Annotated in this window: 12 protein-coding genes; 5 read left to right on the top strand and 7 right to left on the bottom strand. The window is 69.1% G+C overall.

Annotation, left to right across the window (positions count from 1 at the left end; all coding sequences use genetic code 11):
* Window positions 1–75: 75 nt before the first annotated feature.
* From ACIRF9_RS15700 to ACIRF9_RS15690, 3 genes are read right to left on the bottom strand one after another with little or no spacing between them, the layout of a single operon-like run.
* Window positions 76–1,080, bottom strand: a complete 1,005-nt coding sequence (locus ACIRF9_RS15700; RefSeq protein ID WP_403821295.1) for a transporter — start codon at window positions 1,078–1,080, stop codon at window positions 76–78.
* Complete coding sequence (locus ACIRF9_RS15695; protein WP_403821292.1) at window positions 1,077–2,000, bottom strand: ABC transporter ATP-binding protein; 924 nt, start codon at window positions 1,998–2,000, stop codon at window positions 1,077–1,079. The genes ACIRF9_RS15700 and ACIRF9_RS15695 overlap by 4 nt, the downstream gene beginning before the upstream one ends.
* A complete protein-coding gene (locus tag ACIRF9_RS15690; protein ID WP_403821289.1) occupies window positions 1,997–2,440 on the bottom strand; it encodes a GntR family transcriptional regulator in 444 nt (147 codons plus the stop codon). Before ACIRF9_RS15690 ends, ACIRF9_RS15695 begins: the two co-directional genes overlap by 4 nt.
* Before the next feature lie 266 nt (window positions 2,441–2,706).
* Between ACIRF9_RS15690 and ACIRF9_RS15685 the strand changes: the two genes are divergently transcribed.
* From ACIRF9_RS15685 to ACIRF9_RS15670, 4 genes are all read left to right on the top strand, one after another.
* Window positions 2,707–4,050: a ferric reductase-like transmembrane domain-containing protein gene (locus ACIRF9_RS15685; RefSeq protein ID WP_403821286.1), complete on the top strand. Its 1,344-nt coding sequence runs from the start codon at window positions 2,707–2,709 to the stop codon at window positions 4,048–4,050.
* Window positions 4,051–4,127: 77 nt separating this feature from the next.
* Window positions 4,128–5,204: a medium chain dehydrogenase/reductase family protein gene (locus ACIRF9_RS15680; protein ID WP_403821283.1), complete on the top strand. Its 1,077-nt coding sequence runs from the start codon at window positions 4,128–4,130 to the stop codon at window positions 5,202–5,204.
* A gap of 32 nt (window positions 5,205–5,236) precedes the next feature.
* On the top strand, window positions 5,237–7,111 hold the full coding sequence (locus ACIRF9_RS15675) for a glycoside hydrolase family 15 protein (RefSeq protein ID WP_403821280.1): 1,875 nt from the start codon (window positions 5,237–5,239) through the stop codon (window positions 7,109–7,111).
* Window positions 7,112–7,200: 89 nt separating this feature from the next.
* Complete coding sequence (locus tag ACIRF9_RS15670) at window positions 7,201–7,551, top strand: amphi-Trp domain-containing protein (protein ID WP_403821277.1); 351 nt, start codon at window positions 7,201–7,203, stop codon at window positions 7,549–7,551.
* Window positions 7,552–7,660: 109 nt separating this feature from the next.
* Here the strand turns inward: ACIRF9_RS15670 and ACIRF9_RS15665 are convergent, their stop codons facing one another.
* The 4 genes from ACIRF9_RS15665 to ACIRF9_RS15650 form a co-directional block, all read right to left on the bottom strand.
* Window positions 7,661–7,945, bottom strand: a complete 285-nt coding sequence (locus tag ACIRF9_RS15665) for a hypothetical protein (protein WP_403821274.1) — start codon at window positions 7,943–7,945, stop codon at window positions 7,661–7,663.
* 1,018 nt (window positions 7,946–8,963) lie between these two features.
* Window positions 8,964–9,725: a hypothetical protein gene (locus ACIRF9_RS15660; RefSeq protein WP_403821272.1), complete on the bottom strand. Its 762-nt coding sequence runs from the start codon at window positions 9,723–9,725 to the stop codon at window positions 8,964–8,966.
* A gap of 217 nt (window positions 9,726–9,942) precedes the next feature.
* On the bottom strand, window positions 9,943–10,269 hold the full coding sequence (locus ACIRF9_RS15655; RefSeq protein ID WP_403821269.1) for a hypothetical protein: 327 nt from the start codon (window positions 10,267–10,269) through the stop codon (window positions 9,943–9,945).
* A gap of 585 nt (window positions 10,270–10,854) precedes the next feature.
* Window positions 10,855–12,057 carry an FAD-dependent oxidoreductase gene (locus ACIRF9_RS15650; RefSeq protein ID WP_403821267.1) on the bottom strand — a complete coding sequence of 401 codons (1,203 nt, stop codon included), beginning with the start codon at window positions 12,055–12,057 and terminating at the stop codon, window positions 10,855–10,857.
* Window positions 12,058–12,168: 111 nt separating this feature from the next.
* On the opposite strand from ACIRF9_RS15650, the gene ACIRF9_RS15645 reads away from it, so the two are divergent.
* A complete protein-coding gene (locus tag ACIRF9_RS15645; protein WP_403821264.1) occupies window positions 12,169–12,861 on the top strand; it encodes a TetR/AcrR family transcriptional regulator in 693 nt (230 codons plus the stop codon).
* Window positions 12,862–13,319 lie beyond the last annotated feature (458 nt).

The raw sequence follows: 13,319 nt of genomic DNA, 5'->3' as shown, positions 1-13,319 counted from the left end.
TTGAAGAGGGCGAAGGAGATGGAGAAGTGAGGGGGATGGAGAAGTGAAGGGGGTGGCCCGAGGCGGTCGCCGCGGTCAGACGCGGCGGCGCAGGAGCAGCACGGTGGCGACCGTGAGCAGGACGGCGAGGCCCCCGAGGACGACGGTGTCGGCCCACTGGAAGGTCCAGTAGTCGCCGGCCGGGTTGGCCTCGTAGAAGCGGGCGACGTATCCGTGCCGGTCCATGCATTCCCTGAGCTGGGCGCCCGAGGGGAACGGGCAGTTCATCACGTCGTCGCGGCGGCCGGATGCGGTGATCAGCCCGTACTGGCCGGCCGACCACTTGTCGCCCATGAGCGGCTTGGGAGTGATGCCGGCGCTGGTGTAGGTGTGCGGCGGGACCAGCAGGCGCGTCCTGTGCGTCCACTCCAGCGCGAGTGTCACCGCCCCGGTCAGCAGGAGGGTCAGGCCCATCGCCTGCACGACCCGGCGGGCCAGCAGACCCAGCAGTGTGCCGGCCGCCAGGCCGAACAGGGCGGCCGCGACGACGCGCGGACCCGAGCCGCTCAGTGCCGTGTTCTCGTACCAGAAAAGGCCGTAACTCCGGTTGGCGGCCGGTCGCCACCACCAGGCGAACGCTCCCGCGAGCAGCCCGGAGAGGACCACGGTGGCCGCCGCGGCGAGGGCGAACCGGGAGGCGAACCACTGGCCGCGGCTCATGCCCTGGGTGAGCACCACGCGGTGCATGCCCAGTTCCCGGTCGCGGCCCAGCAGCGGGGCGCCCCAGAAGACGCCGATCAGGACGGGGAGGGCGATGTTCAGCACTCCGAGGTACGTCAGTGGCTCGACGTCCAGCAGCAGGGGCAGGCCGGTACCGGATTGCGTGCAGTGCAGCGGATCGGGGGCGCAGTCCGCGAACCGCCCGCTGCGCACGTCGTCCAGCATGCCCGAGCGGTAGTACGCGGCGATCGCCGCGGCGGCGGCCAGGAGGGCCACGCCGATGCCGACCAGCATCCGCTGCTGGCGCCACGCGAGCCAGAGGGGGCCGGTGAGGGAGCGGGTGCGGGAGCCGTTGAGGGAGCCGTTGAGGGAGCCTTTCACGCCGCAGCCTCCGTCCGCTCGGCGGGGGCGTGGGCTGCGGCTGGGCGCCCCGGCGTACCGGCCTGGAGGTAGCCGATCAGTACGTCCTCCAGCCTGGGCCGCTCGACGTGCCAGTCGCCGCGCAGGGGTCCGCGCTGCCGTACCAGAGCGGTCACCTGTCGGCCGACGGCCCGGCGCTGCACGACGGTGTGCTGTCCGGCCAGGGTGTCGGCCTGGTCGGCGTGTCCGGTCAGTACAGCGTGGCTCTCGCGCACCGTGTCGGCGTCCTCGCTCAGCTCGATACGGCCTTCCCGCAGCACCAGCACCCAGTCGCAGGTCTGCTCCAGTTCGGGCAGGACGTGCGAGGACAGCACGATGCTCATGCCGCGCTCGGCGGCCTCGGTCATCAGCCCGGCCATGACCTCGCCTCGCGCCACGGGGTCGAGGTCGGCCATGGGCTCGTCGAGAAGCAGGAGTTCGGGGCGCTTGCCGAGTGCCAGGGCGAGCGCGACCCGGGTGCGCTGCCCGGGGGACAGTTCGCCGACGCGGGCGTGGAGCGGGATGTCGCCCTCGCGGACGGTCCGCTCGGCGGCCGCCCGGTCCCATGAGGCGTTCAGCTTCTCGCCCATGCGCAGGGTGTCCGCCACGGTGAAGCGGGGGTAGAGCGGCTTGTCCTGGGAGAGCAGAGCGACCCGGGAGCGGGCCTCGGACGTGCCTGGCGCGGTGCCCAGCACACGCAGCTCTCCGGCGTCGGCCCGCAGCAGGCCGGCGGCCAGGTGCAGCAGGGTGCTCTTGCCGGCGCCGTTGCGTCCCACGAGGGCGGTGATGCGGCCGCCGGGCACGGTGAACTCGCAGTCCCTCAGGGCCCAGCCGCCCCGCGTCCGGTACCGGAATCCGAGTCCCGTGGCGCGCAGCGCGGCCGGCGCGTCAGGCCCGGTCATGCGTCCTCCTCTTTCCGCTCCCGGTCGCCCGGGGTAGGGGTGTCCTGCTCGTTGTCGTAGGCGTCCAGGGCTGCGGTGACCAGGGCGAGAATGTCGGCCCGTTCCCACCCCGACGCCCGCGCGCGGGCCGTCCAGTCGGTGACCTCCCGCCGTAGCGGCGAGTCGTCCTCCGCCTCGGGCCGGGCGAGCGACCGCGTCACGAAGGTCCCCAGTCCGCGGCGCAGTTCGACCAGGCCGACCTGCTCCATGTCGCGGTAGGCCCGCAGCACGGTGTTGGGGTTGATGGCGGTCGCCGCCACCACCTCCCTGGCCGTGGGCAACTTGTCCCCGACCTTCAACGTGCCCATCCGGAGCGCCCGTTCGGTCTGCTCGATGATCTGCACGTAGGCCGGTACGCCGCTGCCACGGTCGATCCGGTACTCGACCACGTCACCTTCCATGATTCAGCGTACTTCCATTAATGAATTAATACAAGCATGGTTGTTGTGCGGCAGCGGTGTCAAACAGGCGCACTGTCCGAGCGGCCTTCGTCGCCACTGAAACCCGTCGGATTCGACGGTTCCGGCGTGAACCGATCGGGCACACGGCTCGTGTGCATACCGATCGAGGTGCGTATCCGGACGGATCACTCGATCTTCATGGGGTCAGTGCACACGGGCCGGCCGCGAATGCCGCGGCCCCGGGGGGATGCGAGGAAAGCATGGCGATGGCGAGTAGAGCGGTGCGCAGAGGCACCGTGCTTCCGGTGGACGCGGCGCGCTGGGCGATGTGGACTTTCGTCGTCGTCAACGCGGTGATCGTCGAGGCGCTGTTCCTCAGCGCCGGTTCGGGCAAGAACGGGGTGCTCACGGTCGCCAAGTTCTTCGGACTGCACGCAGCCCTGCTGATGCTGTTCCAACTGCTGCTGGTGGCCCGGCTGCCCTGGCTGGACCGCCGCATCGGGATGGACCGGCTCACGGTGTGGCACCGCTGGGTCGGCTTCCTGCTCCTGTGGACCGTCCTCACCCACGCCACGCTGGTGGTGCTCGGCTACGCGACCCTCGACGACACGTCCATGGGGAAGACGTTCGTCGCCCTGAGCGGGGTGCCGGCCTCCCTGCTGGGCATGCTCGCCGCGGCCGTCATCGTCGTGATCGCCGTGATCTCCACCCGGCCCCTGCGGCAGCGACTGCGGTACGAGGTCTGGCACGGTCTGCACCTGCTGCTCTACGTGGCGCTGGGCCTGTCGTTCGTCCACCAGCTGCAGGAGACCACCACGTTCACGTCCTCCGCGTTCGCCGAGGCCTACTGGTGGATTCTCTGGCTGTTCTCCTTCGGCGCCCTGCTGACCGGGCGCGTGGCCATGCCCCTGTGGCGCAACGCCCGCCACCGGTTCCGCGTCGCGGCCGTGGTGCCGGAGTCGGACAACGTGGTCTCCGTGTACGTCACCGGCCGACACCTCGACAAACTCCCCGCCCGTGCGGGCCAGTTCTGCATCTGGCGGTTCCCCGGACACAACCACTGGTGGCTGGCCAACCCCTTCTCCCTGTCGGCGGCGCCGGGCGGACAAGGGCTGCGCCTCACGGCGAAGGCGGTGGGCAGCGCCAGCGCCGGCCTGCGGAACGTCCCGGTCGGCAGCCGCGCCTTCGTCGAGGGACCGTACGGGGCGTTCACCTCGCTGCACCGGACTCGGCCCGGCACCCTGCTGATCGCCGGGGGCGTGGGGATCACGCCCGTGCGGGCCATGCTGGAGGAGGAGACGACCGCCGACGTCGTCGTGCTGTACCGGGTGCGCAGCGAGGCCGACGCCGTGCTGCTGGACGAGGTGCGCCACCTGGTCGCGCTGCGGGGCGGACGGCTGCACCTGCTCACCGGCAGAACCGGCAGAACCGGCGAGGGCGACACCCCACCGTTCGCCCCGGACAACCTGCACCGGCTCGTCCCCGACATCACCGAACGCGACGTGTACGTCTGCGGCCCGCCCGCCATGACCAGGGCCGTGCTCGCCGGCCTACGAGACCTGAGGGTCCCCGCCCGACAGGTGCACGCCGAGAAGTTCGGTCTGGCCTGAAGCGGAAAGGGGCCCGGCTGATCGAGTCACAAGATCGATCAGATGCGGGGGCAGTGCGGTCTGCCTAGGCTGAATGCATGAAGCGCGTCGTCGTTGATCATTTCGGCGGTCCCGAGGTCCTGCGGGTCGTGGAGGACGACGATCCCCGACCGGCACATGGTGAGGTGTGCGTCAGGGTGCTGGCCGCGGGCGTGTCGTTCACCGATGCGCAACTGCGCGCCGGCACCTACCTCGGCGTACCGAAGCCGCCGTTCACCCCCGGCTACGAGCTCGTCGGCGTCGTCGAGGAGGTCGGCCCCGGCTGTTCGAGACTGCGAGAGGGAGACCGCATCGGTGCGCTGACGGTGTGGGGCGCGGACGCGGAACGCGTCTGCGTGCCGGAGGCGGAGGCGGTCGAGGTGCCCGAGAACCTCGACCCGGCGGAGGTTCTGAACCTCGTCTTCACCTACATGACCGCCTACCAGCTGCTGCACCGCGTGGCGAGGGTGAAGAGCGGCGAGACGGTGCTCGTGCACGGTGCGGCCGGCCGGGTGGGCACGGCGGTCCTCGAGCTGGGAGCGGTCGCCGGGCTTCAGCTCTACGGGACCGCGTCGGCTCGCGACCGAGCCGCGGTGGAACGGCTCGGCGCGGTGGCGATCGACTACCGCAACGAGGACTTCCTGGAGAGGGTGCACGCGCTCCCCGGCAGAGGCGTGGACGTCGTGCTCGACGGGCTCGGCGGCGCGCTGTCGCTACGCTCCTTCCGCGCGTTGCGGCCCGGCGGGCGCCTGGTCGTGTACGGCCACTACGCCACGCTCGAGCACGGGCACAAGAACTGGAGAGCGTGGGCGGAGTGGTACGCGTCGACCGGGATCGTCGGGCTCTGGAGCCTGCTCTCGCCCCATCGGCAGGTCCGCGCCTACCGCATCCAGAAACTGCACGGCCAACACCGCCAAGTGCTTCCCGTGGCCGGTGGTCGTCCGGCGCTTCCCGTGGGTGGAGGTCCCCGCGACCCGGAGCAGTTCCGGGAGGACTTCCGCGCGCTGCTCGACCTGCTCCGTGAGCACAGGATCCACCCGGCCGTGGCCGAGCGCCTGCCGCTGTCCGAGGCGCGTCGAGCGCACGAGATGCTCGAGCGCTCGGCGGCGAAGGGAAAGCTCGTGCTCGTGCCGTAAGCCGAGGCAGAGGCCGAGGAGGACGCTCGCTGATGGTGCGCGACGGCCCCGCTGAGCGAGTGGAGGAGGTCGTGACCGGCGGAGTCCGGCAGGCACGGCGGGCGCGCTACCTGCCCATCGCCGAGCACGGCCTGATCGGCGACCTGCACACCGTCGCCCTCGTCGGCACCGACGGGACGATCGACTGGTACTGCTGCCCGCGCTTCGACTCGCCGAGCGTCTTCGGGGCGATCCTCGACGCCGACCGCGGGGGACTGTTCCGTATCGCGCCCGACTGCGAAGGCTGGACCTCCAAGCAGCTCTACCTCCCCGACACCAACGTCCTCATCACGCGCTTCCTGATGCCCGACGGAGTGGGGGAGGTGCAGGACTTCATGCCCCCGCCGCACAGCGGCGAGGCGGCGCACCGGCACCGCATGATCCGCCGGGTGTTCGCCGTGCGGGGCCGGATGCGCTTCGTCGTCGACGTCGCCCCACGCTTCGACTACGCGCGCGCCCGCCACGAGGTCGAACTCACCCCGCGGGGCGCGCTCTTCCGCTCGCCCGGCCTGGAGCTCGGCCTCTCGACGCGCTGCCCGCTCGAGATCGTGGGCGGCGGCGACGTCCGCGCGCGCGTCGCCGTACGGGCCGGGGAGACGGCCACCTTCGTACTCGACCGCGTCCAGCCCGGCGAGCCGCAGGTGCCGTACTCCGATGCCGGCATCGCCGCCGAGTTCGACGCCACCGTGGCGTTCTGGCGGCAGTGGCTGCGTGGCTCGCGCTACAGCGGGCGCTGGCGGGAGACAGTTCACCGCTCAGCACTCACACTCAAGCTGCTCACGTACGCGCCCACCGGTGCGATCGTGGCCGCCCCCACCACCAGCCTGCCGGAAGAGCTCGGCGGCACACGCAACTGGGACTACCGCTACACATGGATGCGCGACGCCGCCTTCTCGCTCTACGCCCTGCTCAGGCTCGGCTTCACCGACGAGGCGGGCGCGTTCATGGAGTGGCTGGAGCAGCGCTTCTGGCACGCGGCCGACCGCGGCGAGTCGGGCCCCTTGCAGATCATGTACGGCATCGACGGGCGGGAGGACCTGCCCGAGGAGGAACTCTCCCACCTGGAGGGGTACAGGGGCTCGGCACCGGTGCGGATCGGCAACCAGGCGGCGACCCAGCTCCAGCTCGACATCTACGGCGAGCTGATCGACTCCGTCTACCTCTGCAACAAGTACGGGCGGCCCCTCTACCACGACGGCTGGATGGAGCTCACCCGCAACCTCGAGTGGCTGATGGACCACTGGGACCAGCCCGACGAGGGGATCTGGGAGACACGTGGCGGACGCCGCGACTTCACGTACTCCCGGCTGATGAGCTGGGTCGCGGTCGAGCGCGCGGTCCGGATCGCCCACCAGCGCGGCCTGCCCGCCGACCTGCCTCACTGGACGGCCGTCCGGGACACCATCTACAACCAGATCATGGAGCGCGGCTGGAACCCCGCCCGCCGGGCGTTCGTCCAGCACTACGACACCGACGTGCTCGACGCCTCCCTGTTGCTCATGCCCCTGTGCAAGTTCGTCGCGCCCACCGACCCGCGCTGGATCTCCACGCTCGACGCGATCACCGCGGAGCTGGTCTCCGACAGCCTCGTCTACCGCTACAACGCGGAAGCGTCGCCGGACGGGCTCGGCGGCAAGGAAGCGACCTTCTCGATGTGCTCCTTCTGGTGGGTGGAGGCGCTCGCCCGGGCCGGCCGGCTCGACGAGGCGCGGCTGGCCTTCGAGAAGATGCTCACCTACGCCAACCACGTCGGGCTGTACTCGGAGGAGATCGGCCCGACGGGCGAACAACTCGGCAACTTCCCCCAAGCCTTCACGCACCTGGCGCTGATCAGCGCCGCCTACAACCTGGACCGCCGGCTGGGGTGAGCGCGGCACTGGTGTCCTCAGGATGTCCCATTGCGCACACAGCAGCAGAATGGTCGTTATCCAGTCTCTTGTGTCGATTGGAGGCGCTCGTGAAGGATCTCAAGTTTGAGCAGAAGCGCTCGCTGTCACGTCTTGAGGCGGCTGACCAGCTCATGGCACTCGCGGCCGCGCTGAGGGAAGGCGGGGATGCCGAACTGGAACTCAGCCCGGGAACGCTCAGCCTGCGGATCCCCGACGACCTTCGCAGCGAGATGGAGGTCGAGATCGGCAATGGGGAGATCGAGCTGGAGATCGAGTTCAAGTGGCCGACCGCACCGACCCGGACAGCTCCCTCACGGACAGTCGCAGCCACAGAGAAGGTCACGGAGCGGCCTGGTCGGAGCGGCGCGGGCACCAACAGGAGGAAAGGCGCGAAGCAGTCCGCCACGAAAACGCCCTGAGCCGTGCCGCGCGCGACGACGTCCGGAAGACCGACGGCCTCTCAGCCACAGCGCAAGCCGCGCTGTGGCTGCATCACCGGCTGAGCGGCGATGGCAGACCGAGCCGGCACTAGCGGGCGAGCGACCTGTTCTGGGCGTCGGACGCGGACTGCCACGCCCTCATACCCGCTCGGGAAGCCTCCTTGGCCTGCTGCCACTTCGCTGCGGCCTGTTGGGCCGGGGGCACGTCCATGTCACGGATCATGCGCCGACCTGCCGTGAACACAGCGAAGGCACCGATGGCCATGCCGACGGATGCCACCATGGCACCGGCCGCGGTGAGCACGGCACCGGTCTTGACGAGCCGGGTATCGATCTCGATCGTCCGCTGGGACTGCTTGTGGTGCTGGTTCATGAGTCCACCATCCACCGGGGGGAATCGCCTCGCATCCCGACCAACGGCTCAAGTCGGCCGTACGGGATCGGGAGCCCCTCGCCAGGATGACCGGGCCGCAGCCTGTAGATGCGCGTGCTTCTAGGCATTGGTCGACGGCGCGGGTTCCCGACGACGCTCCAGCCAGGTGCGGCTCAGGTCGTCCCAGATCGCCTGAGTATTCAAGGTCATCGGCAAGCCGCTGGAACCGGTACTGCGCTTCCTCCATCAGACCCGGAGCGGTTCAAAGAACGGTTCGACGGCTCCCAGCGCTTTTTCTTGCCGCGGGCGTAGCTGTTGCCCTGACGAATCCTGTCCCACAGGAGGGCGGCTGCCTCCCTCGGGCTGAGACCAACGCCCAGGCCACCGCCCGGCTGCACTCCGCCCCCAGAGCTCCGTCACCACCTCGCAGCCCGCTCCCCGGCAGACGCTGCCCCGGCATCGCGCGCTTGGCGTAGCCGCTCGACAGCCCCTAATACGGAGGGCGATCTCGCGCGCCTAAGTGGCTGCGTCCCGCTGGCGCCTATAGCAGAGGAGCACCTGATCCGTGGCTCCAGCTCGTTCGGTCAGCGACGGTCATTCTGGCCGCTTCGGGGCTTCGGAGGGCGGCAGCAGACAGGGGCAGCCGCTGGGGTTGCGGTGCGGCGCTGCCGCGTTCCGGGCGTGGGCTTCGCGTCGTAGCCGGCGTTCGTAGTCGGCGATCTGACGGGCCACGGGGACGCTGGGAGAAGTTCGGATCAACCGCTCGTTCTCACGATCCACCAAGAAGGGACTGTTGCCTCCCAACCGCGGGCGCCGTCCGCTGTGTCCCTCACGGGCCGCTCCCCAGTAGAAGATCCACCCGAACGGCAAGGCCTCTACGCGCAAGATCTGAAGGGCGTACCCGACGCGGCCCCGTATGCCGTCGATCTCGGCAAGCACCAGTCGGCGCGCATCCTCCTCAGTCAGCATCGCCCGATGATGACATGGCGCCCCCACAGGCTGGGGGCGCGTGCTTGCGTCAGCGCACGTCGACGAAGTCCCCCGCCGATTTCAGCGCCGCGGTCGTGCTGGTGCCGGCGAAGCTCCAGCGCCAGTAGCCGTCGGAGGCGGCCTTGACGCTCGCCTTCAGCTTGCCCGTCGGGTCGCTCGTCACGGTCTTGACCGTGGTGTAGGTGCTGCTCCCCTTGGGGCGGAACTGAAGCCGGACGGGCTGCGCCGTGTAACCCGCGTACGTGTACTTGTCCCAGTTGGCGCGTGCCAGCTTGCCCGTGACGGTGATCGTTTTGCCCTTGGCGACCGGCTCGGGTGCCGCGTCGACGCTGAGCGTGGAGCGCCGCTTCACGGGATGGGTTCCGTAGACATCGCCGTAGTGGTCACCGTCCTTGGAGTAGAGCTCGACGTAGACGTCCCAGGGACCCGCGAGCGTGTTGCGGGGGAGGTCGATGTCACGCTCGAGCTTGACGGTGAGCTTGCAGGTGGACGTCGTGGCGCTACTGGCGGTGCACTGGGGAACGCCGTGGTAGGACCAGTATTCGCCGTCCTTGTCCCGCTCGATCTGCAGGAACCCGTCGTTCTTGATCCCCGAGTCGTCGGAGGCGGTCACCGAGATGGTGAACGACTCGGTCCGGGACGTGCCGAAGACAATGGACTTGCCGCCATTCACGGACACCTTTTTGATCACTACGTCGGTCTCCGCCGCGTGGGCGGACGGAACGGCGAGCACGGTGCCGCACAGGGCGAGGGCACCGGTGAGAACGCCGCTTATGGAAGCTGAACGCATGAATCCCCACATGGTCGGGCCGGCTGGCAACCATGGATCCCCCCAGGTCACCGGCGTGGCAGGTGGCGTGAGGATACGACACCGCGGCAGTTGACCCCGCAGCAGCCTGTTCGGGTTTGCATGCCCGCCCGGAGCCACCGGCCGAGAGACCGCTGTTCCCCGCTCGATCTGGTGCGGTTGTGGTGCGCTCGTCGACGCCTCGCGTGGCTCGGCAGGCCTACAGATCCACGCGGGTTTCGTTGTCGCCCCGCCTGAGAAGGACGTGCGCTGGTCGGAACGGCAGACTGCGTAGAGTCGGCTCCAGGACCTTGAACAGAGCATCGGCATCGGGGCCGTAGGCGTACACGACGGCTTCTCCTCCTCCGAACTCGTTCCCGTCGACCTCTCCGACGCCGGCCTTCTCGGTCGCTGCTTCCATCACCTGCTCAGCTTCGTAGATCCGCTTGCGCTGGTCGACGTCGCCGAAGCCGTCGCTGGCGAGCCGGAAGTGTGCAATGACTGCGTGCTCCTCATCCCCGCTGCCAGAGGCAATGAATGTCTGCATGCCGGACACACTGTCATCGGGGTCTGACACCCGCACCGCAGTGTCCGCCCCGGATCCGCCCTACCAACACGTTTTCCAACTGTGTTGCCGGGGTGGTGGGTCGTGTGCAGGGGCGTTCACCTGCGTTCATGGCCGGTTGGCCGCCGAGTCGGGGACGGTTTGGGGTCTGGTCTGAACGCTCGTGAACGGGCTGAATGAGACGGAAACTGAGACGGCCCGCTGCGCGCATTCTCACTCGATGGTCTCGGACCGCTTTCGAACCTGGTCGTCTGGCTTGCCGGCCTCCAGGTCTCTCAGCCGGCCATGACCGCCTCGTGTACGACGTCGTGGAGGTCTGTCGGGATTGTGTCGAAGATGCCGGAGCCGACGTTCGCGGCTGCGTAGCTTTGCCTCATGGTCATCGCTCACGTCGACGTCACTACCCCGCGGCTTCGTCGGGCGGACCGCTCCCACCTGGGAGGGCATGACCCGCTACAGAGGGGCAAGTCGGAGATGTCGCCGTGGAGTCGGGACCGGCGAAGCCATCCTGAACTGGCACTGAACGTGACCGGTGACCAAACGCAAATCACCGGACCAAATGCTCGGTCAGTCCTCGATCAGGGCCAGTTGCTTGTTGATCTCCTTCGGGTTGGTGTCGCCTGCGACCATCTGCAGGAAGGGGGTGTGGTCGAACACGAGGTCGCGAAGTGGCCGTAGCAGGGCCGGGGTGTGGTGGAAGATCTTGCCGAGCATCCAGGCTTGCTGGACTTGGCGGGCGGTGTGCAGCTTGCGAGGGTTCTCGTACGCCTGCAGTGCGGCGCGGACGGCGGTCAGGTCGGTGAGGTCGACTCCGCGCAGTACCTTGCCGAGGAAGTAGCCGTCCTCGATCGACATGCCTGCACCATAGGCGGCGTAGGGCGAGGTCGGGTGGGCGGCATCTCCGACCAGGGTGGCCCGCCCCTTGCTCCACTGCTTCAGCCGGGGGCGGTCGCGCAGCACCCAGCGCTGCACATTCGCGGGGTCGGTCGCCTCGATCAGCCCGGGAAGCGGGGTGGGGAATTCGGTGGCGAGCATTGCGGCGGCGGCTCTGAGGTCGGCCGGCGCGGGGGCGTCCGGGTCGGTGGCGGCGAGCATCCACCACTGGTGGCCGTCGCGACCCTTGTGCCTGATCGAAGTCCAACTGCCCTGGACCGTCGCGCTGTGGGTGAGGACCGACATATTCGGCTGGGTGCCGGGGACGTCGGTCAGTGTGAAGCCGCCGAAGACGTGCAGGCGGTGTTCCCGCTTGGGGGCGTCGCCCCACAGCGTGCGGCGGACCAGCGAGTCGATGCCGTCGGCGCCCACGAGCAGATCGTGTTCGGCGGTGTGGCCGTCGGCGAAGTGCAGGGTCACCGCTCGGTCGTCCTGCTGAATGCCGTCGACGCGCTGGTTGAACCGCAGCATGTCCTGGGGGATGGCGGCGAGCATCCGCTCGTACAGCTCCGGTCGCAGCAGGCCGATGAAGCCGCCGCCGTAATCCCGCTTGACCTCCGCGTCGAGCTTGACATGGACGCGGACCTTGCCGTGGAGATTGCGGAACTCGGTGTCAGTGGGGGCGCCGAGGTCGTCGGTGTCCACCCCCAGCGAGCGCAGCGCCTTCAGTGGCGGGGGCCAAAGATTGAGGATGTTGCCGGCCGGCCGGGCCTCCCGGTAGCGCTCGTAGACGACGACATCGTGGCCGGCCTGCGCGATGCCGAGCGCGGCGGCCATGCCGGCGGGACCGGCGCCGAGAACGGCTACCCGACCGGGACGGATTGAGGTGGAGGACATGCGACACCTTCCGAGGAATAAACAATAGCGGCCACTACTGTTAGCCAGGGACCGTAGCGGGCGCTACAGTTTTGTCAAGACTTCAGGCAGTCAACCCGGGAGGACGGGGTCGTGGCAGAGACCGCTGCCGCCGATGACTTTGAGATCCGGCCGCCGAAACAGCGCCGCAGCCGCGAGGCGTGGAACCGGGTACTCGACACCGGGGTGGAGCTCCTGGAGGACGGCGGCTACGAGGCGTTCACCATTGCGGCCGTGTGCGATCGCGCGGGGGTCGCCCCTCCCGCCATCTACGCCCGTACGAGCACGAAGGACGCCCTCTTCCTGGCCGTCTATGAGCACGGCATGGCGCGCCTGCGCGCCGAGCAGGAGGTCTTCACCGACGGAAACCACTGGGCCGGACTGGAGCCGGACACGCTCGTACGCTCAGCGGTAGCGGAGATGATCGGCATCTCACTCCGCCACACACGGTTCCTCCGGGCCATCGTCCTCACCTCGGCCGCACACCCAGAGGTCCAGCGGCGCGGCTCCCGTCACAGCCGAGAGCTCGGTGAGAGGTTCGCGACGGTCCTGCGCCCCCTGGCGAGCATGATCACGCACGCCGACCCGGAGGCCGCCATCTGGTCCAGCTTCGAAACCCTCTTTGCTGCCTCGATGATCCGGGTCGCATACGGCCCCGGATTCGCCACACCTGTTCCGGTCGACGACCATCGGTTCGTCGTCGACATGGGGGAAACGGCAGTGCGTTACCTGCTGGGTGGCGAATGCGCCGGCGCCGGTACCTCGTTGCCGGCATCCCGTGGTTAGCACTCCCCACCTCTCCGCTACGGGACAAGCCACCGTGGGTTCAAATTCCACACCCACCGCGTAGGTGAACGGCCCCCTGACCAGGCAAGTCGGTCAGGGGGCCGTCGTGCTGCGCGCTGCCCACTCGGCACCGTGGCTCCCCGCAGGATCGGGCACGGAGGGTGCCAGTCGCTGGCTTTCGTGGTGCTGAAGGCGGCCGAACAGGGTTCGAGGCCGGCGGAGCGGCTTTGGGGTGGCGCCGCATTGGCGCGAGTGATCACGGCCCCGTAAGCTTCCCGCGCGTCGGGCGGGTCTGTGGACCTGCCCGGTAAAGCACGAGGTTGGGGCCATGATCTTCGAGACTCGCGCCAAAGTGGCTCCGTAACTGGCTGTTCTCTATCCGCTCGGGTGGTCGGTGGGGTTCGAACAGGGGCCTGGTTCGGGTGAGTCGGCCGATGCGGATGCATGGAAGAAGGGCC

The organism is Streptomyces sp. NPDC096132 (genome assembly GCF_044763345.1).
GTDB lineage: Bacteria > Actinomycetota > Actinomycetes > Streptomycetales > Streptomycetaceae > Streptomyces.
Note: the sequence above shows the minus strand (reverse complement) of the source record. Positions and strands in the feature narration are given on the sequence as shown.

Excerpts from the sequence above, each read along its gene's own strand:
- ACIRF9_RS15695 (WP_403821292.1), bottom strand. The coding sequence starts at position 2,000 with ATGACCGGGCCTGACGCGCCGGCCGCGCTGCGCGCCACGGGACTCGGA.
- ACIRF9_RS15690 (WP_403821289.1), bottom strand. The coding sequence starts at position 2,440 with ATGGAAGGTGACGTGGTCGAGTACCGGATCGACCGTGGCAGCGGCGTA.
- ACIRF9_RS15685 (WP_403821286.1), top strand. The coding sequence starts at position 2,707 with ATGGCGAGTAGAGCGGTGCGCAGAGGCACCGTGCTTCCGGTGGACGCG.
- ACIRF9_RS15680 (WP_403821283.1), top strand. The coding sequence starts at position 4,128 with ATGAAGCGCGTCGTCGTTGATCATTTCGGCGGTCCCGAGGTCCTGCGG.
- ACIRF9_RS15675 (WP_403821280.1), top strand. The coding sequence starts at position 5,237 with ATGGTGCGCGACGGCCCCGCTGAGCGAGTGGAGGAGGTCGTGACCGGC.
- ACIRF9_RS15665 (WP_403821274.1), bottom strand. The coding sequence starts at position 7,945 with ATGAACCAGCACCACAAGCAGTCCCAGCGGACGATCGAGATCGATACC.
- ACIRF9_RS15660 (WP_403821272.1), bottom strand. The coding sequence starts at position 9,725 with ATGCGTTCAGCTTCCATAAGCGGCGTTCTCACCGGTGCCCTCGCCCTG.
- ACIRF9_RS15655 (WP_403821269.1), bottom strand. The coding sequence starts at position 10,269 with ATGCAGACATTCATTGCCTCTGGCAGCGGGGATGAGGAGCACGCAGTC.
- ACIRF9_RS15650 (WP_403821267.1), bottom strand. The coding sequence starts at position 12,057 with ATGTCCTCCACCTCAATCCGTCCCGGTCGGGTAGCCGTTCTCGGCGCC.